General features: G+C 46.8%; 20 protein-coding genes. 14 read left to right on the forward strand and 6 right to left on the reverse strand.

From position 1 onward, the window contains the following. The first annotated feature begins 19 nt into the window (after positions 1 to 19). The 7 genes from NF212_RS18645 (at position 20) to NF212_RS18675 (ending at position 6,442) form a co-directional block, all read left to right on the forward strand. Positions 20 to 817 carry a quinoprotein dehydrogenase-associated SoxYZ-like carrier gene (locus NF212_RS18645; protein ID WP_434362244.1) on the forward strand — a complete coding sequence of 266 codons (798 nt, stop codon included), beginning with the start codon at positions 20 to 22 and terminating at the stop codon, positions 815 to 817. A 444-nt stretch (positions 818 to 1,261) separates the two neighbouring features. Continuing rightward, positions 1,262 to 2,116, forward strand: coding sequence for an S-formylglutathione hydrolase (gene fghA, locus NF212_RS18650; RefSeq protein WP_434362246.1), 855 nt, complete (start codon positions 1,262 to 1,264; stop codon positions 2,114 to 2,116). A gap of 57 nt (positions 2,117 to 2,173) precedes the next feature. Continuing rightward, positions 2,174 to 3,982, forward strand: a complete 1,809-nt coding sequence (locus NF212_RS18655; protein ID WP_434362247.1) for a methanol/ethanol family PQQ-dependent dehydrogenase — start codon at positions 2,174 to 2,176, stop codon at positions 3,980 to 3,982. A 95-nt stretch (positions 3,983 to 4,077) separates the two neighbouring features. Beyond that, positions 4,078 to 4,527 (forward strand): plastocyanin/azurin family copper-binding protein, encoded by a 450-nt coding sequence (locus NF212_RS18660; protein WP_434362248.1) that lies wholly within the window; start codon positions 4,078 to 4,080, stop codon positions 4,525 to 4,527. Positions 4,528 to 4,560: 33 nt separating this feature from the next. Next, positions 4,561 to 4,938, forward strand: a complete 378-nt coding sequence (locus NF212_RS18665; RefSeq protein WP_434362250.1) for a hypothetical protein — start codon at positions 4,561 to 4,563, stop codon at positions 4,936 to 4,938. A 10-nt stretch (positions 4,939 to 4,948) separates the two neighbouring features. Next, on the forward strand, positions 4,949 to 5,839 hold the full coding sequence (locus NF212_RS18670; protein ID WP_434362252.1) for a quinoprotein dehydrogenase-associated putative ABC transporter substrate-binding protein: 891 nt from the start codon (positions 4,949 to 4,951) through the stop codon (positions 5,837 to 5,839). Positions 5,840 to 5,929: 90 nt separating this feature from the next. Next, positions 5,930 to 6,442 (forward strand): DUF2380 domain-containing protein, encoded by a 513-nt coding sequence (locus NF212_RS18675; protein WP_434362254.1) that lies wholly within the window; start codon positions 5,930 to 5,932, stop codon positions 6,440 to 6,442. A 60-nt stretch (positions 6,443 to 6,502) separates the two neighbouring features. Here NF212_RS18675 and NF212_RS18680 read toward each other — a convergent pair whose 3' ends face one another. After that, on the reverse strand, positions 6,503 to 7,030 hold the full coding sequence (locus NF212_RS18680) for a peroxiredoxin family protein (RefSeq protein ID WP_434362256.1): 528 nt from the start codon (positions 7,028 to 7,030) through the stop codon (positions 6,503 to 6,505). Between the two features lie 10 nt (positions 7,031 to 7,040). Continuing rightward, positions 7,041 to 7,805 carry a hypothetical protein gene (locus NF212_RS18685; protein ID WP_434362258.1) on the reverse strand — a complete coding sequence of 255 codons (765 nt, stop codon included), beginning with the start codon at positions 7,803 to 7,805 and terminating at the stop codon, positions 7,041 to 7,043. Positions 7,806 to 7,907: 102 nt separating this feature from the next. Here NF212_RS18685 and NF212_RS18690 point away from each other — a divergent pair, with 102 nt between their 5' ends. Continuing rightward, positions 7,908 to 8,465 (forward strand): MarR family winged helix-turn-helix transcriptional regulator, encoded by a 558-nt coding sequence (locus tag NF212_RS18690; RefSeq protein WP_434362259.1) that lies wholly within the window; start codon positions 7,908 to 7,910, stop codon positions 8,463 to 8,465. 59 nt (positions 8,466 to 8,524) lie between these two features. On the opposite strand, the gene NF212_RS18695 is transcribed toward NF212_RS18690, so the two are convergent. Further along, positions 8,525 to 8,797: a hypothetical protein gene (locus NF212_RS18695; RefSeq protein ID WP_434362261.1), complete on the reverse strand. Its 273-nt coding sequence runs from the start codon at positions 8,795 to 8,797 to the stop codon at positions 8,525 to 8,527. Positions 8,798 to 8,929: 132 nt separating this feature from the next. Further along, the gene (locus NF212_RS18700; RefSeq protein ID WP_434362263.1) at positions 8,930 to 9,262 is read right to left on the reverse strand and encodes a DMT family transporter; all 333 of its coding nucleotides are present in this window, start codon (positions 9,260 to 9,262) and stop codon (positions 8,930 to 8,932) included. A 192-nt stretch (positions 9,263 to 9,454) separates the two neighbouring features. Here NF212_RS18700 and NF212_RS18705 point away from each other — a divergent pair, with 192 nt between their 5' ends. Both NF212_RS18705 and NF212_RS18710 read left to right on the forward strand, forming a co-directional pair. Further along, positions 9,455 to 10,372 carry a thermonuclease family protein gene (locus NF212_RS18705; protein ID WP_434362265.1) on the forward strand — a complete coding sequence of 306 codons (918 nt, stop codon included), beginning with the start codon at positions 9,455 to 9,457 and terminating at the stop codon, positions 10,370 to 10,372. 150 nt (positions 10,373 to 10,522) lie between these two features. Continuing rightward, positions 10,523 to 11,083: a type IV pilin protein gene (locus NF212_RS18710; protein WP_434362266.1), complete on the forward strand. Its 561-nt coding sequence runs from the start codon at positions 10,523 to 10,525 to the stop codon at positions 11,081 to 11,083. A 58-nt stretch (positions 11,084 to 11,141) separates the two neighbouring features. Here NF212_RS18710 and NF212_RS18715 read toward each other — a convergent pair whose 3' ends face one another. Then, positions 11,142 to 14,270, reverse strand: coding sequence for a metallophosphoesterase family protein (locus tag NF212_RS18715; RefSeq protein WP_434362268.1), 3,129 nt, complete (start codon positions 14,268 to 14,270; stop codon positions 11,142 to 11,144). Between the two features lie 571 nt (positions 14,271 to 14,841). Between NF212_RS18715 and NF212_RS18720 the strand changes: the two genes are divergently transcribed. From NF212_RS18720 to NF212_RS18735, 4 genes are all read left to right on the forward strand, one after another. Then, positions 14,842 to 16,416: an alkaline phosphatase gene (locus tag NF212_RS18720; protein ID WP_434362270.1), complete on the forward strand. Its 1,575-nt coding sequence runs from the start codon at positions 14,842 to 14,844 to the stop codon at positions 16,414 to 16,416. 363 nt (positions 16,417 to 16,779) lie between these two features. Next, the gene (locus tag NF212_RS18725) at positions 16,780 to 17,415 is read left to right on the forward strand and encodes a hypothetical protein (RefSeq protein ID WP_434362272.1); all 636 of its coding nucleotides are present in this window, start codon (positions 16,780 to 16,782) and stop codon (positions 17,413 to 17,415) included. Further along, positions 17,415 to 19,742, forward strand: a complete 2,328-nt coding sequence (locus NF212_RS18730; RefSeq protein WP_434362274.1) for an EAL domain-containing protein — start codon at positions 17,415 to 17,417, stop codon at positions 19,740 to 19,742. Before NF212_RS18725 ends, NF212_RS18730 begins: the two co-directional genes overlap by 1 nt. 2 nt (positions 19,743 to 19,744) lie before the next feature. Continuing rightward, complete coding sequence (locus NF212_RS18735; RefSeq protein ID WP_434362276.1) at positions 19,745 to 20,992, forward strand: hypothetical protein; 1,248 nt, start codon at positions 19,745 to 19,747, stop codon at positions 20,990 to 20,992. A gap of 50 nt (positions 20,993 to 21,042) precedes the next feature. Here the strand turns inward: NF212_RS18735 and NF212_RS18740 are convergent, their stop codons facing one another. Continuing rightward, complete coding sequence (locus NF212_RS18740; RefSeq protein WP_434362278.1) at positions 21,043 to 22,956, reverse strand: methyl-accepting chemotaxis protein; 1,914 nt, start codon at positions 22,954 to 22,956, stop codon at positions 21,043 to 21,045. Between the last annotated feature and the right edge of the window lie 163 nt (positions 22,957 to 23,119).

Below are 23,119 nucleotides of genomic sequence, written 5' to 3' on the forward strand. Positions count from 1 at the left end.
AGCACCCTAAGGAGTAGGTATGAAATTTATCACTCACCCGTTGGCGGTATTACTGCTGTTTTTGCTACCGGCCGGTATTACGACAGCCGCCTCGCCGTCCGCAGAGAAAAGTGTTAACTGGCCGGGAATCAAGAACATGTTGTTCCCGATGGACCCGGAAATCATTGAAGACAACTTGATTACACTCGTCACGCCCCCCCGGGCTGAAGACGCCGCCCTGGTGCCGGTTACAATCCGTTTCAGCCGCAACCAGGCAGACCCGGCATTTATCCGAAAGATCCATCTGGTTGTAGACAACAACCCTTCGCCGGTTGTCGGTACGTTTACCATGACCAGGGAAAATGGTATTGCCGATATTTCTACCCGTATCCGCGTTAATGCATACAGTCATGTTCGCGCAATCGCTGAAACAGCTGATGGGACATTGCACATGACCACGAATTATGTGAAAGCTTCAGGTGGTTGCTCTGCTCCGGCTGGTGCTGATGATGAACTGGCTAAAAAGCGAATGGGGAAAATGAAACTTCGGAGCCAGTTTGAAAACGATATCCGGTCTCTGCAACTTCTGGTCAGCCACCCCAATTACAGTGGCCTGCAAATAGACCAGATTACCCGGCTTTGGATCCCGTCTGACTATGTCAATCAGGTAAATGTCACCATGAACAGCCAACAGGTTATGTCCTTTACCGGTGGTATCTCAATCAGTGAAAACCCTTCATTCACCTTCCATTTGGATCCCAGCCAAAAAGGCGAACTCAAGGCAGAAGTGAAGGATTCAAGCGGTCGTGCTTTTGCCCAGAGTTGGGCGGTTCAATAGCCCGTTATCACCAGTCAAAATACCTGCCCCAATTGACCACCAGGTACCGAATTCAGCAATGATAAAACCAACGGGCACAACACCGGTTAAGGTGTCCTGAGGTCATTGGGGTTTTACTTTATATCGCACATTTTCCCAGCCATAAATCCACCTTGCCTCATCCAAACACGGCCATTCCCTTTGCATATTCCAGGATATTTCCATGGCTTGATTCAGGATTCTTTCCCCGGTCCCTCACGAGCAAAAACCCAAGAAAAATAGTTAACCATCATGCGTTTAACATATTTTTAACGATTATTGCCTGCCCGCAAAAGTGTTGTAATTCCACACTCTTAGCTAACTGCAATAGACTCAAAAAACTAAAGGGAATTTAGGCCGTCCTTCCCATCCCAGAATTTGGGCGGAAATAACAATAAACAGCATCAGGATTTTCGGGAAAACGATATGGTCAAAACCGATAACATTGCTCTAGTTTCTGAAAGCCGCTGCTTTAACGGTTGGTTGAAGCGGTATAGCCATTCGTCCCTGGTTAACCACTGTACGATGCATTTCAGTGTCTATTTGCCTGACAGTGCAGAGTTCCGTGAACTGCCCGTCCTATACTGGCTCTCCGGTCTAACCTGCACTGATGAGAACTTCATGCAGAAGGCAGGTGCACTTCGGATTGCATCCCAGTTGGGCATTATTTTGGTCGCCCCAGATACCAGCCCTCGTGGCACTGACCTGCCCGGAGAGCATGACCACTGGGATTTCGGCTCCGGTGCGGGTTTTTATATCAACGCCACAAGGGCCCCATGGCGCAAACACTACAACATGTATGACTATGTGGTTGAGGAATTGCCTTCAATCATTTCGTCCCGTTTTCCCTTGAACGGTAAACAGTCAATTTCCGGCCACTCAATGGGCGGGCATGGTGCATTGATATGTGCCCTCCGGAATCCCGGTAAATATGCGTCAGTTTCCGCTTTTTCACCTATATGCTCACCCAGTACCTGTCCTTGGGGAATCAAAGCGTTTAACCACTACTTTGGCCCAGAACAGGAAAGGTGGGCTGACTGGGATGCCGCACAGCTTATTTCTGGCGCTACCGAAAAACTGCCAATTTTTATCGACCAGGGAACGGAAGACGAATTCCTGGCTGAACAATTACACCCGGAAAAACTCGAAGCGGCCTGTAAAGCACACAATCATCCTTTGACCCTAAGGATGCAGGCCAATTTTGACCACAGCTATTTTTTCATCAGCAGCTTCATAGAAGATCACTTGCACCACCATCTCTACGCGATGGAGCACAGCTAGTTGCTGAGGAAAACGGCACTCGTGCCAAGTGACGTGAACCCCATGGAGGAAAAGTACATGAAAGCTAGAATAAGGATGTCAGGCCGCTTGCTTGCTGCCGCGGTTGCATCTCTGGCCCTGTTGCTACCCACAACAGGGTCAGCCAACAGTGAGCTGGAAAAGCTCCAAAATGACCCCAACCAGTGGGTAATGTGGGGCGGTGACTATGCGGGTACCCGCTACAGTGAACTCGACCAGATTAATGCTGATAACGTTAAAAACCTGCAGGTTGCCTGGACCTTCTCGACCGGTGTACTCCGCGGTCACGAGGGTGGTCCTTTGGTTCTGGGCGACACCATGTATATTCACACCCCATTCCCTAACAAGGTATTTGCTCTGGACCTCAATCACCAGGCTATAAAGTGGGCGTATGAACCCAAGCAGGATCCCAGCGTTATCCCGGTAATGTGTTGTGACACCGTAAACCGTGGCCTTGCTTACGCTGACGGAAAAATCTTCCTTCAGCAGGCCGATACTACCCTCGTCGCCCTCGATCAGAAGACAGGTGAAGTTGTTTGGAAAGTGGTTAACGGTGACCCGAAAGTGGGCGCGACCAACACCAACGCACCTTTGGTTGTAAAAGACAAAATCATCACTGGTATTTCAGGGGGTGAATTTGGTGTACGCGGTTACGTAACCGCATACAACATCAAAGACGGCAGTGTTGCCTGGCGCGCATACAGCACCGGCCCTGATGACGAGATGCTGGTGGATCCGGAAAAAACCACCCACCTGGGTAAACCTATTGGCAACAATTCCAGCCTCGACAGCTGGAAAGGTGACCAATGGAAAATTGGTGGTGGTACTACCTGGGGCTGGTTCAGCTATGACCCTGAGTTGAACCTGGTTTACTACGGAACAGGTAACCCAAGTACCTGGAACCCATCTCAACGTCCGGGTGACAACCGTTATTCCATGACCATTATGGCCCGTGATGCGGATACTGGTATGGCGAAGTGGCTTTACCAGATGACCCCTCATGACGAGTGGGATTATGACGGCGTCAACGAAATGATCCTGGTCGACATGAATGTGAAAGGAAAGGACCGCAAGGTGCTGGTGCACTTCGACCGTAACGGCTTCGGTTACACGCTCGACCGCGAAAACGGTGCACTCTTGGTCGCTGAAAAGTATGACCCTGCAGTTAACTGGGCAACACATGTAGATATGGAAACCGGCCGCCCTCAGGTTGTCGCCAAATATTCTACTGACCAGAATGGTGAAGACGTGAACACCGAAGGTGTCTGCCCTGCTGCATTGGGTTCGAAGGACCAGCAGCCTGCCACTTATTCACCACGGACCGGCTTGTTCTATGTGCCAACCAACCATGTGTGTATGAACTACGAACCGTTCGAAGTTGAATACACCGCAGGCCAGCCATACGTTGGTGCAACCTTGACCATGTTCCCGGCTCCCAACAGCCATGGTGGCTTGGGTAACTTCATCGCATGGGATGCAGACAAGGGTGAAATCAAATGGTCTATCCCTGAGCCATTCTCTGTATGGAGTGGTGCCCTGGCAACAGCCGGTGGTGTTGTCTTCTACGGTACGCTTGAGGGTTACCTCAAGGCAGTTGACGAGAAAACAGGTAAAGAGCTTTACCGCTTCAAGACCCCTTCCGGCATCATCGGTAACGTCAACACCTACACCTTCAACGGTAAGCAATACGTTGCTGTTCTGAGTGGTGTCGGCGGTTGGGCAGGTATCGGAATGGCCGCAGGTCTCGAAGGTGATACAGATGGTTTGGGGGCTGTGGGTGCATACCGCAACCTCTCTGACCATACTCAGTTAGGTGGTGTACTAACCGTATTTGCTTTACCTAACTAAGAAAAATAACAACACAACAGGAAAGGGCCGGATTTCTATCCGGCCCGACCCGCCTTAGGGACAATTTGGTTCAATAGTGAGAAAAGGAGTTTCATATGACCAAACAGTGTTTATGGATGCTACCGCTTATCTGGGCAATATCTGCAGCCAGCCTGGCAAAAGAACATGAAGTACGGGCGGTCGGGGTTAAATTCGATCCCGCAATTATATTTATTGAACCCGGAGACACTATCTCCTGGACCAATATGCCCGCCCACCTGGTAGAAACCATTGACGCTATGTCTCCTGAAGAGTTCGAAAAAATCCTGTCCGAGCTTGGCATTGATTTCTCCCATACCTTCAATGAAGAGGGCATCATCGTCTATAAATGTACTCCGCACTGGGGAGCTCGCATGGGTGGGATAATTATGGTGGGAAAACCTGACAATATTCAGGAAACCATCGACCAGTACTATGAAGAAATAAAGACCGATCGCTCCTTGCTGCCGGCTAAAGGCTTACTGAAAAAATTCAAGAAAAAGCTAAAAGCTGAAGGCATTGAATAGCCGTCTTCCCTTCCACAGCAAAAGGACGTGCGAATGAAGCATTGGATCTGGATGGCGACCTTGTTTGTTGCCTCATTTAACGCTAACAGCGCAGAAAAAAATGATTACCCCACACTGGAACGTGTTCGCTTTGTATTTGAATGCATGGAACTTCATGGCGGTCAGACTTACGAAAACCTTTACAGCTGTAGCTGTATGATCGACCAATTGGCACTTTACCTGACTATTGACGAGTATGTTCAATACGACGCCTATGAGCGGATGAGAAGCATGATGGGTGAAAGAGGTGGATATTTCCGTTCCTCTGACGCCAGCCTGGATATTCGCAAGGAATTTCGCAGTGCCAAGCTGGATGCAGAGCGACAATGTTTCAGCGATGAGCGGATCCCTAAACGTAAAGTACCTCATTAGGGAGGTACCAATGAAAAGTACTCACTTACTCTCCCTTGGCACCGCAGTCCTTTTGGGTTTGGTGCTTACGGCGGCATCTACTGTTGCACTTTCAGCTCGTGCCGCCAACTTTCCTTTTCCTGGCACTCCACCGACAGAGGTTCTGCGGGTTTGTGCTGACCCTAATAACCTGCCATTTTCCAACAAGGCACAGGAAGGCTTTGAAAACAAAATTGCCCAAATGGTGGCGGACTTTTTTGAGGTAAAGCTCGAATTTGTCTGGCTGCCACAACGAATGGGGTTTGTACGGAATACGTTAAAGAAATGGTTGCCTGAAGAAAACCGGTTCGCCTGTGACATCATAATGGGTGTCCCGGCAGAGTTTGATCAGGCTGTCGCCTCCAGGCCGTATTACAAATCTGCCTACTCCTTGGTTGCCAGCCAGAACAGCGTACTCAAAGGGATCTCAACCATTGATGACGTCGCAGCTATGCCCGACCGGGACAAAGTCACTTTGAAGCTAGCCGGGTTCTCCCCTTCCCCTACTGTTACCTGGCTTCAAATGCACAACCTCTTTTTCGAAACTCAGTTTTTCCGGACCATGAGCGGAGATCCGGAAGTCTATCCCGGAAGAATAGTTGAACGAGTCGCGGAAGGTGAATTCGATGGGGTAATGATATGGGGGCCAATTGCCGGGTATTTTTCAAGAACCAATCCGGCTTTAAAAGTCCTCCCCTTGAAAAACGGCCCCCATGGCCGGGTGACGTTTTCCATTTCCATGGCAGTTCGTTATGGCGAACAGTCTTTTGGGTATGCTGTAGAGCACGCACTTAAAGTAAATTATGACAAGGTACGCGACATATTGAACGAGTACGGCGTACCACAATTGGACAGCCAGGAAATCTATGAGCGACTAAGATAGTTTTATCTGTGCTCATCACTGTTAAATTTACAAAAACCTGAGGACATATGACTCCGGCATGGTATTACACTGTGCCGATGGAGACCCGCTATGAAAATCCCTCTTATACTCTTCACCTGCGTCATGGCGTTGTTTACCTTTCCGGCTTCCGGAACCATTGCCGTGCTACAATTTGAGCTTGATGATCTGACCCAACTTCCACGCACTCCAGAAGAAATAGCCCGTACGGCTTCCGTCCAGCCATTGCTTGCCGAAGCACTCAGCTCAACCCATGGTCACACACTGAACCCCGTATCGCCAAAACAGCAGGCTGACGCGGATCTCGGCTTTGGCTACCTGTTTACCCAGACCGGGGCAGCCGTGGAGTTAGGAAAAAGTGTCGACGCAGATTGGATAATCGTCGGTCGGTTACTGAAACCCAGCTTTCTGTATGCTTACCTGCAAGCGCATGTTGTGAACGTTAAAACAGGTTGGCAGGCCCCAGAGTTGGCGGTAGAAATTAAAGGTGGTGGGAGTTCGCTCACCCGCCGCGGTGCTGAAGCCCTGGCTGAGCAAATCAATACCGTTATTAAACAGTGGGAACAGAAACAGTCTGACATCTAGCTTCCCATTGCTGGCAAAAAAGGGGCCTCAGCCCCTTTCTGTTCTTGGATATTCCCTGAACTATTCAGGCCAACCTTCAGAACCATCTTCTGCAATGTTGAGGTGATCAGTCTCATCTTCACTCATCAGCGTACCGATAACATGACCCAGAACCATGTCATCCAACGGACCCAATGCATGAAAGCGAATGTATCCGTCACGGTCTATCACAACGACTGTTGGGGTTCCCTGTAACCGGAACTCCTGCATCGTTTTGGGTACGGGATCTATACCACCCGGTTCATCAACCGCCACAGGAAAATTAATCCGGTATTCATGTAAAAAGGCGTCCAGGGATACCGGTCCCATTGCTTCATAGTGTTCAAACACTGAGTGCAGTCCGAGCACCTGAATTTCTGCTGACCCAAAATGCTGCTGAAGCTTGCGCATCTGCGGTACACCATGTGATACACAAGCGGGACAAAGCATCTGGAACACATAAAGCACCACCACTTTTCCCCTCAAATCTGCGAGTGAGAGCGGTTGTTCAACATTAAACCACTCACTGGCAGTGAGCTCCGGTGCTAACCCGTACCTTGGATAGTTCATCTCACCTCCTTTACTGATTGACCTTGCCGGGAAGACTGAGATCACCCGACGCGACATCGAACACATCGACCACACAGAAAAATGGCGCATGGAGGTTTGCATTTACTCTCAGGCCGGACGTCACCGCGTCATAGCCTGCAGAATCAATGACTGCAGCATCCGGGAAAGGAACCCGGATATCTACCGACTCCCCGGTAAGTACTGGGTCGTATCCCGGACTGTCAATCAGTATTGGTAAACCGGGCCATGTCCGGGGCAGCCGGGGCGTCTGACCTTGCGGGATATCTTTTACAGCAAGTTTTCCTTCGCCACAGCGGTCATCCGGCGTAAGTACCACCCAGTGTGAATGCCACACGTTACCGTCGTTGTCATAATTCGTGTCACCATTCTCATCGAAAAGCGGTGTGTCATCGAAATCCGGGTGACTTGCCACCGCCAGAGCCAGAATACCTGCATCTTTCTCGAACCCGACATCATAAGCATTAAGCGTAGTGGGCCAGACGTAAGCAAACGCCTCAGACCCCGCAACTTTACCGGTTGCCACCGGAGTTGACGCGCCAGCTTTCCCGGAGATCGCCATATGGAAAGTGGCTATGTTCCCTGATGCCGTCACTTTTGCATGCACAATATCGAAGTTGGGTTTGGCTGTGTTCCCCTGCTTAGCCTCAATTCCGTTGGAATGCTTGCCACCTGCGAAGGCTGAAAATGCGGCTAACAAAAATAACAGACAAATCACAACCAGAAGCAAAGGGCTAAATTGTGTTTGGTTCTTCATGACTCACTCCTTGTATCACTTACATAGTTTCGACTCGATACCTATATAAACACCGCTTATTCCAGCTTGTCAAGAATGTTTCGAGGCGATACCATTGATCTCATGAACAAGAATGCAGAAAACTTACAGCGCATACTGGAGCGAGTGACTGCCCTCCTCCGGAACGAAAGGCGCAACAAACTGATCGAACACGGACTTTTACCGGTTCAGTTCGACGTACTCTACTACCTGGCAAGTTGTAACCGTTACTCAGATACGCTGATGGCACTCACAGAATACCTGGGACAGACAAAGGGAACCGTTTCCCAAACACTGAAAGTGCTGGAAAAAAAGGCGTTAATTTACCGAAGCCGGGATGAGAAGGATAAGCGGATTATCCACCTACAACTTTCAGATGAAGGTGAACGCATTGTTGGCAGTGAAACAACATCGGCATTGCTTACCGGCATAGATGAAACTGCTGCAGCGGCATTGGTTGATGGACTTACTCATTTGCTCAGTACAGTTCAAAAAGCAAACCGGTCAAAAGCATTTGGACAGTGCCGAAATTGCCGGTTCAATCAACATCAGGAAAATGGCAGTTTTTTCTGCGCACTGACACAGGAAACACTCAGCTCAACGGAAGTCACACAGATATGTGTAGAATTTGAAGCTCCCTGACTCAACAAAAAATGGCAGCCGATTGCGGCTGCCATTCTGTGCAAACTAAATAACAGAACTTATTTGGTTTTCGCTTTTTCAAAACATACTGTCATTTCAGTAGATGATTTGTTGTCCGTGGTGTACTCGGATGCATAAATCATCGTCCAGCCATCATATTCAGCCAGCGCTTCATTCGCACCAGAGGAATCAGTAGCGAATGTAGTACAACGCATCATTTTGCTTGTATTGTTAGAATCAAAGTCGCGCATTTGGCTGGTCACATTAGCACCAGAACAACCGGCAAGAAGCAGAACAGCGATAGAAGGCAAAAGGATTTTTTTCATAATCATAAAGTGCTCAATAAAGTGAGCGTCGATTATAAAAACCTCGCCGTTAGAATTATTTGCGCTAATTCAATGAATTGTGCTGTTATCTGAAATAGGTTCGCCTGCATCACTTGGATGTTGCTACTCGGTCTTGAATCAGTGTTTTACGGATGCCGAGAAGACATTCATCACCACCACTCCAGACACAATCAACACTAAGCCAATGATGGCCGGAATATCGAGCTTTTGCCCGAAGAGCAGCCAGCCTGCAATGGCAATCAACGCAACACCGAGACCCGCCCAAATTGCATAGGCAATACCAACAGGTATCACCTTCAATGTCAGGGATAGAAAATAGAATGCAACACAGTAACCCGCAACAACTGTAACTGACGGCCACAACTTACTGAAACCATCACTGCTTTTCAGTGCTGAAGTCGCGATGACCTCTGACACAATTGCGACCAATAAAAAAAGCCAGTTTTTCATGCATCCCTCTGCCGAACACGTACCCAGTTTTTCGCTTAAGACCAGTCTATCCCATTATTTCAACGCAAATATTCTGGATTGATCACTTTTAAGACGCTTCCTGTAAACCGACTCACACATACTCAAATTCAACATCACTGACAGATATATCATGCAGAGCATACATATACCTTCCACGTTAAAGGATCACAAATGAACAATGGAACACGCGTAGATGCCAAAGTCAGCCGGGTGGTTGATGGTGATACTCTCCGGGTTTTTCTCCCAGGCGCTGAAGAAGATGAATCACTCAGGATTTTGGCATTAGATACTGAAGAATCCCGGGCGGGCAGCGGCAAGCCCAAAACACCCTGGGGCGTTGAAGCCAAAAAGCGGGCAGAAGCATTCTTTACCAAAGGTGACACTGTCACGCTGGAGTTTCCAGGCAATGAACCACTTGCTGTCTGCATGCAAAAATACCGGGGTAATTTCGGCCGCCTCCTTGTCTTCGTCCATAATAACGGCGTCGACTTTCAGGAGACTATGATTCGCGAGGGTTACAGCCCGTATTTCACCAAATATGGCAATGCCCAACTTGAACATTTACATCTTAGGTATACAGAAGCAGAGCGACACGCCCAACAACAGGGTGGCGGTATCTGGGATCAGATTACAGTCAATGGCAGCGAAATTCGAAATTATGCTGCATTGGGTACCTGGTGGTCGCTGCGAGCACAAATTATAGACCAATATCGAGCATTGAAGTCAGCCCACTCAGACTTACTGAATACTAGATTGGATTACCAAGAGATAGTTCAGAAAGCACAAATTGGCGAAGAAGTGGTTATTTTTACAGAAATAAGAGATCTTAAACGTATCGCAATACGGCACACCTTAGCCAGTATCGGTTCAATTCAACAGCCGTTTTCTCTTTTCATTCCAGACTCCGATGGAGACATCGGACAAAATATCATTGAATTATTGGTAAACCGATATATTCCAGGCGAAGAAACCCACCCCCGTCGGGGTTATGCATATATTAAAGGTGAACTTAGCCTTTTTCGGGATAAGCCCCAGATGAAAATAACCTCTCCATTTCAAATTACCGACAATTACCCTTCATGCAAATAATTTCATTAAATCGGTTGATATGCCATATGGAATGTCAGTGTTTTCACGACCATTCTTAATAATTTAACTGGAATTCACTCCAACGGTACTGGTAGCCTACATTCGTAACACATATATCATTTCATCTAATTATGGGCAGTTAGAGAGGTTATGAATATTACAAAGCAAAATGGATTTACGCTAATAGAACTGGTAGTGGTAATTGTTATTTTGGGAATTTTGTCGGTTACCGCAGCACCTAAATTCTTAAATTTTTCTGATGATGCACGACTCGCCACCGCAAAAGGGACTAAAGGAGCGCTAAGCGACGCAGTGCAACATGTTCACCTTTATTGGCAGTTGCATGGTAACGATCAAGCTGTCGGAGATATGGCCAATCTTCATGATGGGTCTTACAACATCAATAGCAATGGGTATCCTATTGAGGCCGGAGACAATAAACATGCTGGACATGCAAATATAACTGTACCCAGCGTAAATATGTGTGGCCGTCTTTGGAATAACCTATTAAGTCACAGCCCTCCCTTAGACCACTCCGGGTTAGGTGAAGGTGCATCAGGTTCACCAAAAACCTATTATTACACTGTCGATGGTGGAATGTTTAAAGTATCAAGTGCCACTGGTGGTGTATGCCAGTATTCAATGGTTGACAAAGACAGTATTAAAATTGAATACAACTCAAACACGGGTGTTGTATCGCTTATTAACTAATATGGTTAACTACGTTTAAAATACAGGCCGCATATCATGCGGCCTGTTTGTTTTGACGTTATCGGGAAATGGTTACCCAAATATCATCTGCATAAGCATCGGAATCACTTCCTGACTTCCACGTATTGGTTACCACCACATCAATACGGTCAGTGTCTGCCGGAATATAGTCCCCTTTCATAAAGTCTTTCCAGCCGACGGTATCTCCTTCAAGCACTGTGGTTTTGCTCAACAATGTACCGTTACGGAAGAATTCAACGTGGACATTAGCCCTGTCGCTACCACTCCAACTTCTCATCGTCGCACCGAAGCTTATCGACGCCTTACCCTGCTTAACCAGGTATTCATAGCCGGAAATATCCAGTGTCTGACGCAACGAAGCGCCGTGAACACCACTTCCACAAACACCGCCAATGTTAAAGTACGGCCCGTCGTTATTGCTCGGAATGGTACAACTTGAGTTACCGCTGTCCATAGCCGTTGAGTTGTCGGCAACCCAGTCTGTTGTACCGTTGCTGGCATCACCATTTTTAACCAGGTTACCGTGGGTAATCTGAGGTGCAGTATCGGTATAGACAACCAATCCAATATCATCAATGTAACTGTCGTTATCGGTGCCACTGAAACGTTCACCTTGCAGGGAAACATTCACGTACACCGTTCCCTTGGGTACAGAGGCTTGCTGTGACAATTCTGTCCATTGGCTGGTATTGGTTGAAATAGAAACGGGTGACGCACCAATATCCTGATAGTTGTTACCGTAAAACTCTACAATAACGCTGGGCTTGTCAGAACCTGAGTAGTTACGCATTGTTGCACTCAGCGTCAAGTTCAACTCACCTTTCTCAATCCAGTAATGGTAGTCGGATAAATCCAGCCTCTGGGTTACCGTTGCTTTTGCCTGTCCGGCCAGACAAACTCCACCCACTGCGAAGAAATGCGGTGTGTCATTGTCTGAGGGTACGCTACAATTGCTCGACTCTGAGAGGCTTTCCAATCCCGCCGACTGCCAACCAACAAGCCCGTGTTCTGCCGAAGCATTTTGAATCAGATTACCTTGCTGAATAAAGACTGGTGCTACTACGGGAGGTTCACAACCCAATTCGTCTGTCCGGACTTTCAGAAACAGGTCGTCAAAATAAGAGTCACTGTCACTGCTGGAGTGAGAACTCTCCATCATGAAACGTATTTTGCGGGTTCCCGGTTCAATCCAAGCCCTCTCGCTGATATTAGTCCAGTCTTCAGTATCGTTGGTGACACTGCTTTCACCAATTATTTTGTCTGATTGATCCAAATAAACAAGGCGTAACGTACCCAGGTCATTTCCTTTTCTCCACGTGCGAATCTTCCCTCCAAACTCAGCCCAACCTTTACCTGAATCTATACTGGACAAGTTATTCGTTAACGCAATATCTTGCCATGCTTTCCCTGATTCAACACCGGTATCACAGACTTTACCCGGAGCGAAATACCCGCTGCCGTACACTACATCCGGCACGTCGTCACAACCACCAATCGGCAACACATTTAAAGCATCCGAATCCCAGCCACTGCTCCCAGACTCAGCCCCTGGGTTAGTAAGCAAATTAGCTGTACTTGATTCACTTCCTGTTAACTCGATGCTCTGTTTTGCAGACCAATCGCTCCACGCAAAGTGCTCATCCCGATGGCGAGCACGCACACAGCTCTTGCCCGCTGAAAGGTGGTGGCTTTGTAACACCAAAGCGTTCGCTTCGTCACTGAAACGGAGATGCTTGTTTCCGAAACGGTTGCGGTGAGTCTGGTATACGGAAATGCCGTCCGCCGAAAAATCAGCCGAGGCACAGTCTCCGGGAACCACCTGAAATTGAGTTGCATATTGAGTGTCACTATCGTTGTCGCTAAATTGCGAGGTTTTTACTACCGGGCAAGTTTTGAGGGGGGTATTAGTTAGACTTGGGGTTGCCGGTTTCCCATTGTTTTTAACCAATGAAAATTGCTGGTGTATTTGTGATGTTTCGTCGATTTCTCTATTCCCCATGGAGTAAGCTCTTACGGATATTGACCCTTTATCTCCAGGCTTAACATCCAAAGTTGTAAAACCATACACTGGAAGACTCTGATCGAACTCTGCATAGTCTCTTTGAGGAAACTCTCCCACATAATCCAGTGTTCCCGCTCCGGAAGCTACGTTAACAAACGCATGCTGGTGTTCAGTCGATACACCCTTCGAATAAGCATGAGTGTGACCAAACAAGTGAATGGTTGGTTTGTTACATTGAGTAGAAAACTCTGAGAGCGTATCACTTAATGTGCGGGCAAAGTTGCTTTCGCCCGGAAGCCACAATTCTGACTCGTGGGGATGATGCATTTGTGCTATCACAAAGGAAACACTGTCATCGTTGCAGACGCTATTGAGCTGTTGTTGAAGCCAGGTATGCTGTGCGGGATTATTCCTGTTGGTGTTCAATGATAGTATCATTGCACCGGGATACTCCATCCTGAAATACTGCTCCGGATACGGATAGTCACTTTCATTAGCATGTTCCGGAAGATGCATGTATTCAAAATAATTGTCCGGATGCCCATGTAAGTCATGGTTACCAACCGCTGGAATAAGCGGCACCTCAGCCAGCACATCACTGCCAGGAGCAAAAAAAGCATCTCGCCATTCGTCTTCATCACTGCCAGTATCGACAATATCACCAGGAATCATCAATGCCTGATAAGCCTCAGACAACAAGGATCTGAATTGCTGATCCGCCAACATTTCAAAACCTTCATCATTCACTCTGCCCCAAATAGCAATTTGAGAGGCTCTATGCGCCTGAATATCGCTTGTTGCGATAGCTCGCCATCGAGCGGTGTCTGAGTCTGAGAGCGTTTTGATGGTGTAAGGGCCAAAAACTTCCCCTGAACCAGTATCTTTTACAGAGTAAATGTACTCTGTAGACGCAGACAGGTTTGTTATTGGGAAACGATAAAGGGAAACCCCTGCTTCACTCCTTGACTCAACTACCGGCGAAATCACCGATTGTGTACCACCTTCATTGAGAGTCAGAGAATATGTTTCACCAATATCTCCTTCCATCAGCACATGAACACTGCTATCGGTCAATTGCTGCAAATAGGGTTTTACATGAACATGCGCATTCGCAAATGCAGACGCCATCACTGTCACTAGCGCCATTTGATTTATTAACTTCATAAGCAAACATTCCTTCTCCATGGAACGGTTTTATCCTCGAAACCCGAGGTTTTTATTGTGTTCGCCTCGCAAGTAAATAGATATTCAACATTTATGCAGTCCATTTCTAATACAAAAAATAGACTCAGTCGCAATCTGCTATCTATCCACCGCAAAAACGAAAGAACTTCTCTCCTCTACTGAGTATCTTTTTATGAGTCACCTTACATATTGAATGTATTTGTAAGATAACCAACTCGATATTTATGCCCTTACTTTCTTATTGTTTATTAAATAATGCTGCTCGTTATTGACTCAGGAATGCTGGGGATTTAAATATGCTTATATTTCAGAAAGATAAATAAACGCGAACCATATTTATTTTAAATCAAACAACTTATTAGGCGTATATTTTCATATAAAACAAAGCACAATTTAGATGTAATTCCCTACTCAAAAATCACTCCATATATGCTTGTGTCACATTTCTTTAACAATCCTATACCATGACAAGCTAAAATTGCTAGGATTAATTTGTAATTTTTTACAGAACCACAATTACTGTTAATTAATTTACATGACGGATCTGAAAATGAATAAATATGGAATAATTGGCATTGCAGCCATTACATCGACCTTTTCACTTAGTGCACTCTCTTCTGAAATCAAAAACGTTATCTTGATGATCGGAGACGGAATGGGACCACAGCAGGTAGGTATGTTAGAGACCTATGCTGAACGCGCACCTTCTTCCATCTACAACGGCAAACCCACGGCAATTCGTAAACTCGCTGAAGAAGGTGTGATTGGTTCATCACTTACCTATCCGGATGATGCCATCGTAGTTGACTCAGCCTGTTCTGCTACCCATCTGGCGACAGGTGTGTACACAGGCTCTGAGGTAATAGGCGTAGATCGTGACGGTCACCACGTTGAAACCGTACTTGAGCAGGCCAAAAAGCTGGGTAAGGCAACCGGCCTTATCTCCGATACCCGGCTGACACATGCCACTCCAGCGGCTTTTGCAGCCCACCAGCCCCACCGTTCACTGGAAAACAGTATTGCATCAGACATGCTGGAAATTGGCCCGGATGTCATGCTTTCCGGCGGCATTCGCCACTGGATTCCAAAATCCACCAACGACAAAGGCGACACCTACAAGCAGTTGGAGGAGATGACCCAGGGCTCAGTGCGTCTCAAGTCTAAGCGTAAAGATGACCGCAATTTGCTTGCCGAAGCTGCTGACAAGGGCTATTCACTCGCGTTTAACAGGGGCATGATGGAAAGTGCATCCGGTGACAAACTGCTTGGTTTGTTCTCCTACTCGGGTATGGCCGACGGCATTGTAAACAGCCAGACCAAAAACAGCAGTGAGCGCACTGAACCAACCCTCGAAGAAATGACGAAGAAAGCACTTTCAATCCTCGAAAAAGATGAGGATGGCTTCTTCCTGATGGTTGAGGGAGGTCAGATTGACTGGGCTGCACACAGTAACGATGCCGGTACCATGCTGCATGAAATGATCAAGTTTGATGATGCGGTCAACACAGTCTACGAATGGGCAAAAGGTCGCGACGATACCATTATTATTGTTACTGCTGACCATGAGACGGGATCCTTTGGCTTCAGTTACTCCTCAGCTCCGCTTCCAGAGCCGCAAAAACGTCCGGGCGATGCCTTCAAGACTCGTGACTACAAGCCAAACTTTAACTTCGGTAGCTTTGATATTCTCGATGGTCTCTACAACCAGAAACTTAGCTACTACAACATTTTTGAAGCCTATGGCGATCTTCCTGAAGAGAAAAAGAATGCTAAAGGCCTGATGGAAATCGTTAATGCCAACAGTGATTTCCCTATCACTGAAGAGCAGGCAGAACGTGTTTTGAAGGACAAAGCGAATCCGTACCATGCAGAAGGACATTCTTACCTTAAGGCTAAAATGATTCCTGCACTGGTAGATTTTGATGCCTTCTTCCCTTACAACGACCGCGGTAATGTCCTGGCAAGGGAACATGCGCACGCGCAAAATACCGTTTGGGGAACCGGTACCCACACTCACACTCCTGTGAATATTTTTGCCTGGGGCCCGGCTGACCACATCCTCCCAGTTTCTTCAATCATGCACCACTCTGAACTGGGGCAGTTTCTAAAAAGCCAGGTTAAATAGCAGAGATTAAACTCCGTTATTTAACAAATCCCGCAATATTGTTTGGACCGTTCACTTTCAAAAGTGAGCGGTCTTTTTGTGCCTGATTCCTGAATCTATCGTTCCAGCCAGTCCACCAGCAAGGCAACGCTTTATTGATTTGAAAACGCACTATCAATCACATCGAACTTTCAGTCTGTAAAGATAGCCTACATATAGATGAAAACACGTTGAATATTAGATGCAACTTGGTGCTTTTACGGGAAATATGTAATTGGTTAGGGTTCAAAAAAATGTCTCATACCGGCGAAATAAACTTACTGAATAGCCTGTCTTAAGCTATAGGTAATAAAACAGAGAATTAACTTTATTCTTGGAGCAGGTGTGACAGTTAAGGGACTTATAGCAGTGCTACTATCTGGCAGTGCGACTGCATCAGAATTTCGCTTTCTGGATACTGAAGGCTCACCTCTGAGTGGTGTCGCTGTATCGATGACACAGTATGGCCCGTCACAACAAACCCCTGCACCCAGCCCCTTGGAAATACATCAAAGTGAACGTCGTTTTACCCCTTATATCAGTGTAATACAGCGCGGCACCGAGGTGACTTTCGTTAATGATGATGATATCAGCCACCATATCTACTCGGCCTTAGGGCCTAAGAAGTTTTCATTTCGCCTTAAGGCAGGGGAAAAAAATCGTTTGCATGGCTTCGACCATTCTGGCGCAATTTCTTTAGGGTGTAATGTCCATGATTGGATGTCCGGGCATTTATTGGTGGTAGATACACCTTATTTTGGATTTACGGATAACAAGGGTAAAACAGATTTTCGTGACCTTCCGGCTGGGAAATATCAACTTTCAGTCTGGCATCCACAGTTGGAAATTACCGGTAACTCCTGGAAGCAGGATATCCAGGTACCACTCAAGACTCCGGTGACATTTCATATCCCTGCCGAAATGTCTGCCGTGCCGGAGCAACGCAGCCTTGATGATTTTGATTTCTTGGATAATTACTGATGCTGGGTCTTTGTAACCGCCTTTCGGTTCGAATTTTCAGTTCATTTTTCATCCTGTTACTTGTCGTTCAGGGGGTCACTTTTTGGCTCACTTTCCGGGCAAATGAACAATTATCCACGCAGCAGCTGGAAAACAAACTTACTGAAGTAGAATGGGCTTTTCGTAGTGAATATGCCAACCGGCAAACCTATCTTGGTGCTTTTGCCGAAACTGTCGCCAAGGATTTCGCGCTGAAAGAATTTTTTATTGATGCAGATAAAAGAAGTTTCCTGGTAGCACTCAACAACCACCGCAAGCGTATAGATGCCAGTATCGCAATGACCGTTGATATCAACGGTGACGTCATTGCCCAACTGGTACAAGATACAGAATCAGGCCGTATTAAAAAAGGGCCAGACAGTGACAAGCCGTTTCCATACCTCGATGCAATAAAAGACCGCGAGATGTTATACCCTATCGAGAACCGTATTTATCAATTACGCTTTGCCTCAATTAGCAATGGTGGCAGCTCAGTGATTGGGTGGGTTGGTTTCGGTTACCCCATAGATGAAGCATTAGCACAAGACCTTAACCGGCTCACAGGATTAAAAGTCGGTTTTTTAACGCGTGATACGGCCGGTCAATTAACCTTTCTTTCCAGTTCAGAGTCCTCAATCAGTAAAGAAGATCAACAAGCCCTGTCACTTCATCTCAAGGGACAACAACGTAACGAACATTATTTTATTTGGAGTGAGCCCATTGGCGCTTTGGGTGAATCAACGCTCCTTGTCTATATGTACCAGTCAAATTCTGATCTGCTCGGCGCGCTTAAGAAACAGTGGTTACAACAATTGTGGCTTTTACTCCTCTTGCTGCCCCTCACAATGATCGTGGCTTTGCTCATTACAAGAAGCGTTTCACATCCAATCAACAGGCTGATAGAGCAGGCAAAGTTCATTGCGCAAGGGAATTATGACTTCACAGTAAGTGTCGGAAACAACGTTGAAATGAAAGCTCTCGCACGGGAGTTTTCGTCTATGCAACAAGCGGTGCTAACCCGCGAAAACCAGATTCGGCATCAGGCCAACCATGATCCCCTTACCAATCTCCCAAACCGCAATTATCTTAGTGAAGTAGTGGGTGGCTGGCTGGCAGAAGGTCATCCCGTCGCGGTGTGTGTAATTAAAATCCGCGGTATGTCAGAGGTGAACCAAACTTTGGGATACCAGACAGGAGATCAGGTGATCAGCGTAGCCAGTCAGCGCCTGAATAAGCTGGAAGGGCCAGATTTGGGCTGCCACCTAACCTCAGATGAATTTGTACTGGTTTTCAAACGCTATACCCGCGAAGAATTGATTTACTGGATCCCCTCCTTAATCCAGACAATGGATATTCCTTTTGACTGCCAGGGGATCACCATGCACCTTCGGCTGACTTGTGGGATCAGTTTCTGGTCATCCGGCCAGAATCTAGTGAGTATGTTACGTCAGGCTGATAACGCGATGCGAAAAGCTAAGAATGACGGTGAGGTTTATCGAATCTATGACCCGCAGGATGACAAACATACCGTAGAAAGGCTGCAACTCATCCACCAGCTTAAATCCGCTATCGAGTCCGGCCACTTAGTCCTGTGGTACCAACCCAAACTTTCTCTGCAAACCGGAAAGGTTTCCCATGTAGAAGCATTGGTACGATGGCAGCACCCTGTAAAAGGCATTATCCCGCCCGATACGTTTATTCCTATTGCTGAAAAAACCGGCCAAATGAAAGCGCTGACATTCTGGGTTCTTAGGGAAGCCATCTCCCAATACCAACGCTGGAAGACTCATGGGCGAGAAATACATATCGCTATCAACATTTCTGCTGAAAACCTCAAAGACAAGTCTTTTGCCCAAAAAGTCACAGAGGTAACCCGCCAGAGCGGTGTACCACTGAATGCAATAACCCTTGAAATTACTGAAGACGCAGTGGTCGCTGATCCTGAATGTGCGATTGAACAGCTCAAGAGCTTGCAGGAACAGGGGTTTAAACTTTCTATTGATGACTACGGCACCGGTTACTCTTCTCTTGCACAGCTCAAGCAACTGCCCGTTGATGAACTGAAGATCGACCGTTCATTTGTACAACACCTGATGCAGGATGCAGTCGACCAGACAATAGTGTCCTCCACGATTTCCATGGCACACAGTCTGGGACTTAGCGTGGTTGCAGAGGGTATTGAAGATGCCGGGAGTCTGGACTGGCTCCGAAGCCAGGGATGTGAAAAAGGCCAGGGTTACTACCTCTCCCGTCCCCTGGATGCAAAAGCACTTGAGGTATGGATAAACCAACAGGAAGGGAGCGGCTAAGCATGGCGATAAACCGAAACACGGTTGGTTTTGTCATTGTTATGCTTCTCACCTGTTCGGCAAAAGCCAGTGCAACAGAGCAAGTACTTTCCGGGTTACTCGACACTCGAAGTATCTATAACCAGTCGTCAAGCTATGTGGATGGTACAGACGGGAAGTTCAGGTTTCAGCCACACGCTTCTGTTGCCCTGGCACAACTCGGCTTGGTATATCAGCTCAACTGGGACAATCCTTTCAGCCTCCACCTGACAGCCAACGGCTATATTGATGGAGTAAAAGACAAACTTGGCGTGACCGAAGGTTACCTTAATTACAGTGGGTTGCCATCAGAAAAGGGCTTCAGGATATCTGGCCGCGCCGGTTTTTATTACCCTGACATCACCTTTGAAAATTTTGCTACAGCGTGGTCTTCACCCTACACACTGAGCTACTCAACCATTAACTCCTGGCTTGCAGAAGAAACGCGCCATGCGGGTTTAAGGCTTAGCCTCTCTCGTTTGGGAAAATTCTACCGTTCGCCACATGACTACAAATTATCAATGGATGCTTTCTGGGCCAATGATACCTCCGGTGCAATGTTAGCATGGCATGGATGGACGTTGTCTTCACGTCAATCCCTGCTTGGTGAAAGCTTGCCTTTGTTGCTCACACCAGCGCTTCAACCGGGTGGCGCATTGCAGACCCAATCGAGAAATTCAAAACCTTTTATCGAACTTGATAACCAGCCTGGTATAAGCATAACCGGAAGCTGGCGTTGGCAAGGACATGGGGAAATAAAAGCGGGGTATTATGACAACCGGGCAGATACCCGTATTGTCAGTAATGGCCAATATGCATGGCGAACGCAGTTTTCCCATCTAGGTGGGAAATGGCGTTTACCCGGAAAAATTCAACTCATCGCCCAATATATGAAGGGCAAGACACTAATGACATCGCCAAACCTGGTTCCAATGGTGGATTTGGATTTTGAGGCTGGATCTGTACTTCTAAACCACCGCCGGAACGTACACAGTTTTAGTATCAGGGGAGAAGCTTTTGATATTACGGACAAAGATAATGTCCCCGGCGATAACAACAGCGAGTCAGGCTACAGCCTGACTTTTTCGTGGGCATACAATATCAGTAAGGGGTGGTATGCCCACATTGAGCACAACAGAATAAACAGCCAACGCGAAGCTCGCCGCTATTTCAACAATTCACGCTCCAGCCAGGAGTGGCAGTGGCAAATCGCAACCAGATACTTTTTCTAGCCACAAAAAAAGTCCCGGATATCCGGGACTTATTTGTTCAAATATCGCCTCTAAACCTTGAATACCCCTACAAGCTTAAACAGTGTTTTTGCCTGCTCACTCTGGGTCGCAGCTTGTTCAGAAATCTCATGGAGCTGCTGCGCGTTACCTTCGGAAAGATCTTTCACACGCATAATGTTGTCTGTTACTTCCTCAGCAGTTGCAGACTGGGATGCTGCTGCCAGGGACACTTCCTCATTAAACCGGGCTATCCGCTCTATGGCAGAAGCAATGTCTTTGTAGGCATCACTGGAATGCGCAGACAGCTCCCGGACATCGGTACTGCGGCCGTTAGCTTCTTCAATGGCAGATGAAACACTGTTGGCACCATTCTGTATCGTCTCAACGATTTCAGTTATCTCTTCAACAGAGTCCTGGGTTTTACTGGCCAGCGCCCTTACCTCATCAGCAACCACGGCAAAACCACGCCCCATCGTACCCGCTCTGGCTGCCTCTATCGCGGCATTCAGTGCCAACAGGTTGGTTTGTTCTGCGATACCTCGGATAACGCTCAGGATATTCCCGATGTTTTCTGAATCATGCTGCAGTTTCGTCACAGACTTGGAGGCGACAGCCATCGAATCGGAAAGGGCACGTATTGCATTCATTGACCGCTCAAGCATCTTTGTCCCTTCAGCAGCAGAATTCTTCGCAAGGTCACTTTGCTCTGAGCCATCCCGGGTATTGTCAGCAATATTGACCGCACTGCTTGTCATTTCCGTCAGGGCGTTGGCAATGGCTGAGGTTTCCCCTAACTGAGTGTCAACCGCCTGGGTGGATTGACCGACAGATTGTTCCATGACTTCGCAGGACTGGAGAATAGAAGAGCAGACATCCCGCAGCTCCGCAATCATGCTGCTGAGTGACTCTGCAGATTGATTTAGCGCCGTATTCAACACGCCAAACTCATCTTTGCGGGACACTTCCAGTCTTTCTGCCAGGTTACCTGAGGCAATCTGGGAAGCAAATGACATAGACTGGCGCAGTGGAACCATAATGGAACGGATCAGCCAGATGCTTACCAATGTACTGAGACCGAAAGCAACAATAATAACTACATAGATAAGTGTTTTGACTGTTGAACTGTAAGTCGAATTCTTACTTTGTTCACTTTGGTTAAGTGCGCTGACAGTATTGCTTGCGTTCATTACCGCGCCTTGAAGCTGTAAACGCACAGTATTAAGCTGCTCGTTATATGTCCGGCTGTGTTCTACAAGCTGGGTGTAGTTCTTAAACTCAGAATCAATTGATTTCAATCGCTCCTTTGCGGAAGATTGAGTCGCCAGCCCCAATGTACGCTTCAATTTTTTAGTTGCATCTTTCACATTTTTAGCTAGAAAACGTGCATTATCACCTGTTGGATCACCACTATACCGCATAGCGCTTATATGCATATTAAAGAATGATTTATTCAGGCTTATTGCCGCGGTATGGAACCACTTATCACTGATTCCGGCATCTTTCTTTTCAGAAAATCGCGCAGCGTCATCAACTAAAATAGATGACAAAGAAATCATTACCTGCCCGCTGGAATTCCGGCTGACTTCCGTTTTTTTCTGTTGCTCGTAAATGGAAGAAAATTCGTTGAAAGAAGATGAAAAAACAGCCAGGTAACCTTCGATAATTGAAAGCTCCTCAATATAGGCAGCATCGAATGTATATCTTTCCTGAACCGCGTCAAGAACAGCAATAGCTTCTTCCAGCTCTTTCGTTACCGTATCCTTAAATTCCTGTTTACCCGTCAACATATAATCAACCACTGCAATCCTGGCTGAATTAAGTTCATCAGTTACAGTTCTCAGTTCGGAAATATTTCTATAACGGGTACTTTGGCTATCCAATGAAAATGTACCCGTTAATCCAACTGCGATGATTATCATAGTCAGCATAGTCAACGTCACGAATAACTTTATTTTTAACGTCATTAGACAAACCCCTCTCCATAACGACTACCGTCATGCAATTTGTTTTATATAATATAATTGGTAGTTCGTAGAGAAATATAAATAAAGACGTATTAACTCTGAACCAGTTATATCAATATATGAGAGGCTGGTTAAATTGAATATGAATTTAATTTCTTAAAAA

The sequence above is a fragment of the Parasalinivibrio latis genome, assembly GCF_036825535.1.
GTDB classification, from domain to species: domain Bacteria; phylum Pseudomonadota; class Gammaproteobacteria; order Enterobacterales; family Vibrionaceae; genus Parasalinivibrio; species Parasalinivibrio latis.

Excerpts from the sequence above, each read along its gene's own strand:
- NF212_RS18685 (WP_434362258.1), bottom strand. The coding sequence starts at position 7,805 with ATGAAGAACCAAACACAATTTAGCCCTTTGCTTCTGGTTGTGATTTGT.
- NF212_RS18690 (WP_434362259.1), top strand. The coding sequence starts at position 7,908 with ATGAACAAGAATGCAGAAAACTTACAGCGCATACTGGAGCGAGTGACT.
- NF212_RS18655 (WP_434362247.1), top strand. The coding sequence starts at position 2,174 with ATGAAAGCTAGAATAAGGATGTCAGGCCGCTTGCTTGCTGCCGCGGTT.
- NF212_RS18705 (WP_434362265.1), top strand. The coding sequence starts at position 9,455 with ATGAACAATGGAACACGCGTAGATGCCAAAGTCAGCCGGGTGGTTGAT.
- NF212_RS18675 (WP_434362254.1), top strand. The coding sequence starts at position 5,930 with ATGAAAATCCCTCTTATACTCTTCACCTGCGTCATGGCGTTGTTTACC.
- NF212_RS18735 (WP_434362276.1), top strand. The coding sequence starts at position 19,745 with ATGGCGATAAACCGAAACACGGTTGGTTTTGTCATTGTTATGCTTCTC.
- NF212_RS18665 (WP_434362250.1), top strand. The coding sequence starts at position 4,561 with ATGAAGCATTGGATCTGGATGGCGACCTTGTTTGTTGCCTCATTTAAC.
- NF212_RS18680 (WP_434362256.1), bottom strand. The coding sequence starts at position 7,030 with ATGAACTATCCAAGGTACGGGTTAGCACCGGAGCTCACTGCCAGTGAG.
- NF212_RS18720 (WP_434362270.1), top strand. The coding sequence starts at position 14,842 with ATGAATAAATATGGAATAATTGGCATTGCAGCCATTACATCGACCTTT.
- NF212_RS18710 (WP_434362266.1), top strand. The coding sequence starts at position 10,523 with ATGAATATTACAAAGCAAAATGGATTTACGCTAATAGAACTGGTAGTG.
- NF212_RS18695 (WP_434362261.1), bottom strand. The coding sequence starts at position 8,797 with ATGATTATGAAAAAAATCCTTTTGCCTTCTATCGCTGTTCTGCTTCTT.
- NF212_RS18715 (WP_434362268.1), bottom strand. The coding sequence starts at position 14,270 with ATGAAGTTAATAAATCAAATGGCGCTAGTGACAGTGATGGCGTCTGCA.
- NF212_RS18670 (WP_434362252.1), top strand. The coding sequence starts at position 4,949 with ATGAAAAGTACTCACTTACTCTCCCTTGGCACCGCAGTCCTTTTGGGT.
- NF212_RS18660 (WP_434362248.1), top strand. The coding sequence starts at position 4,078 with ATGACCAAACAGTGTTTATGGATGCTACCGCTTATCTGGGCAATATCT.
- NF212_RS18740 (WP_434362278.1), bottom strand. The coding sequence starts at position 22,956 with ATGACGTTAAAAATAAAGTTATTCGTGACGTTGACTATGCTGACTATG.
- NF212_RS18645 (WP_434362244.1), top strand. The coding sequence starts at position 20 with ATGAAATTTATCACTCACCCGTTGGCGGTATTACTGCTGTTTTTGCTA.
- fghA (WP_434362246.1), top strand. The coding sequence starts at position 1,262 with ATGGTCAAAACCGATAACATTGCTCTAGTTTCTGAAAGCCGCTGCTTT.
- NF212_RS18700 (WP_434362263.1), bottom strand. The coding sequence starts at position 9,262 with ATGAAAAACTGGCTTTTTTTATTGGTCGCAATTGTGTCAGAGGTCATC.
- NF212_RS18730 (WP_434362274.1), top strand. The coding sequence starts at position 17,415 with ATGCTGGGTCTTTGTAACCGCCTTTCGGTTCGAATTTTCAGTTCATTT.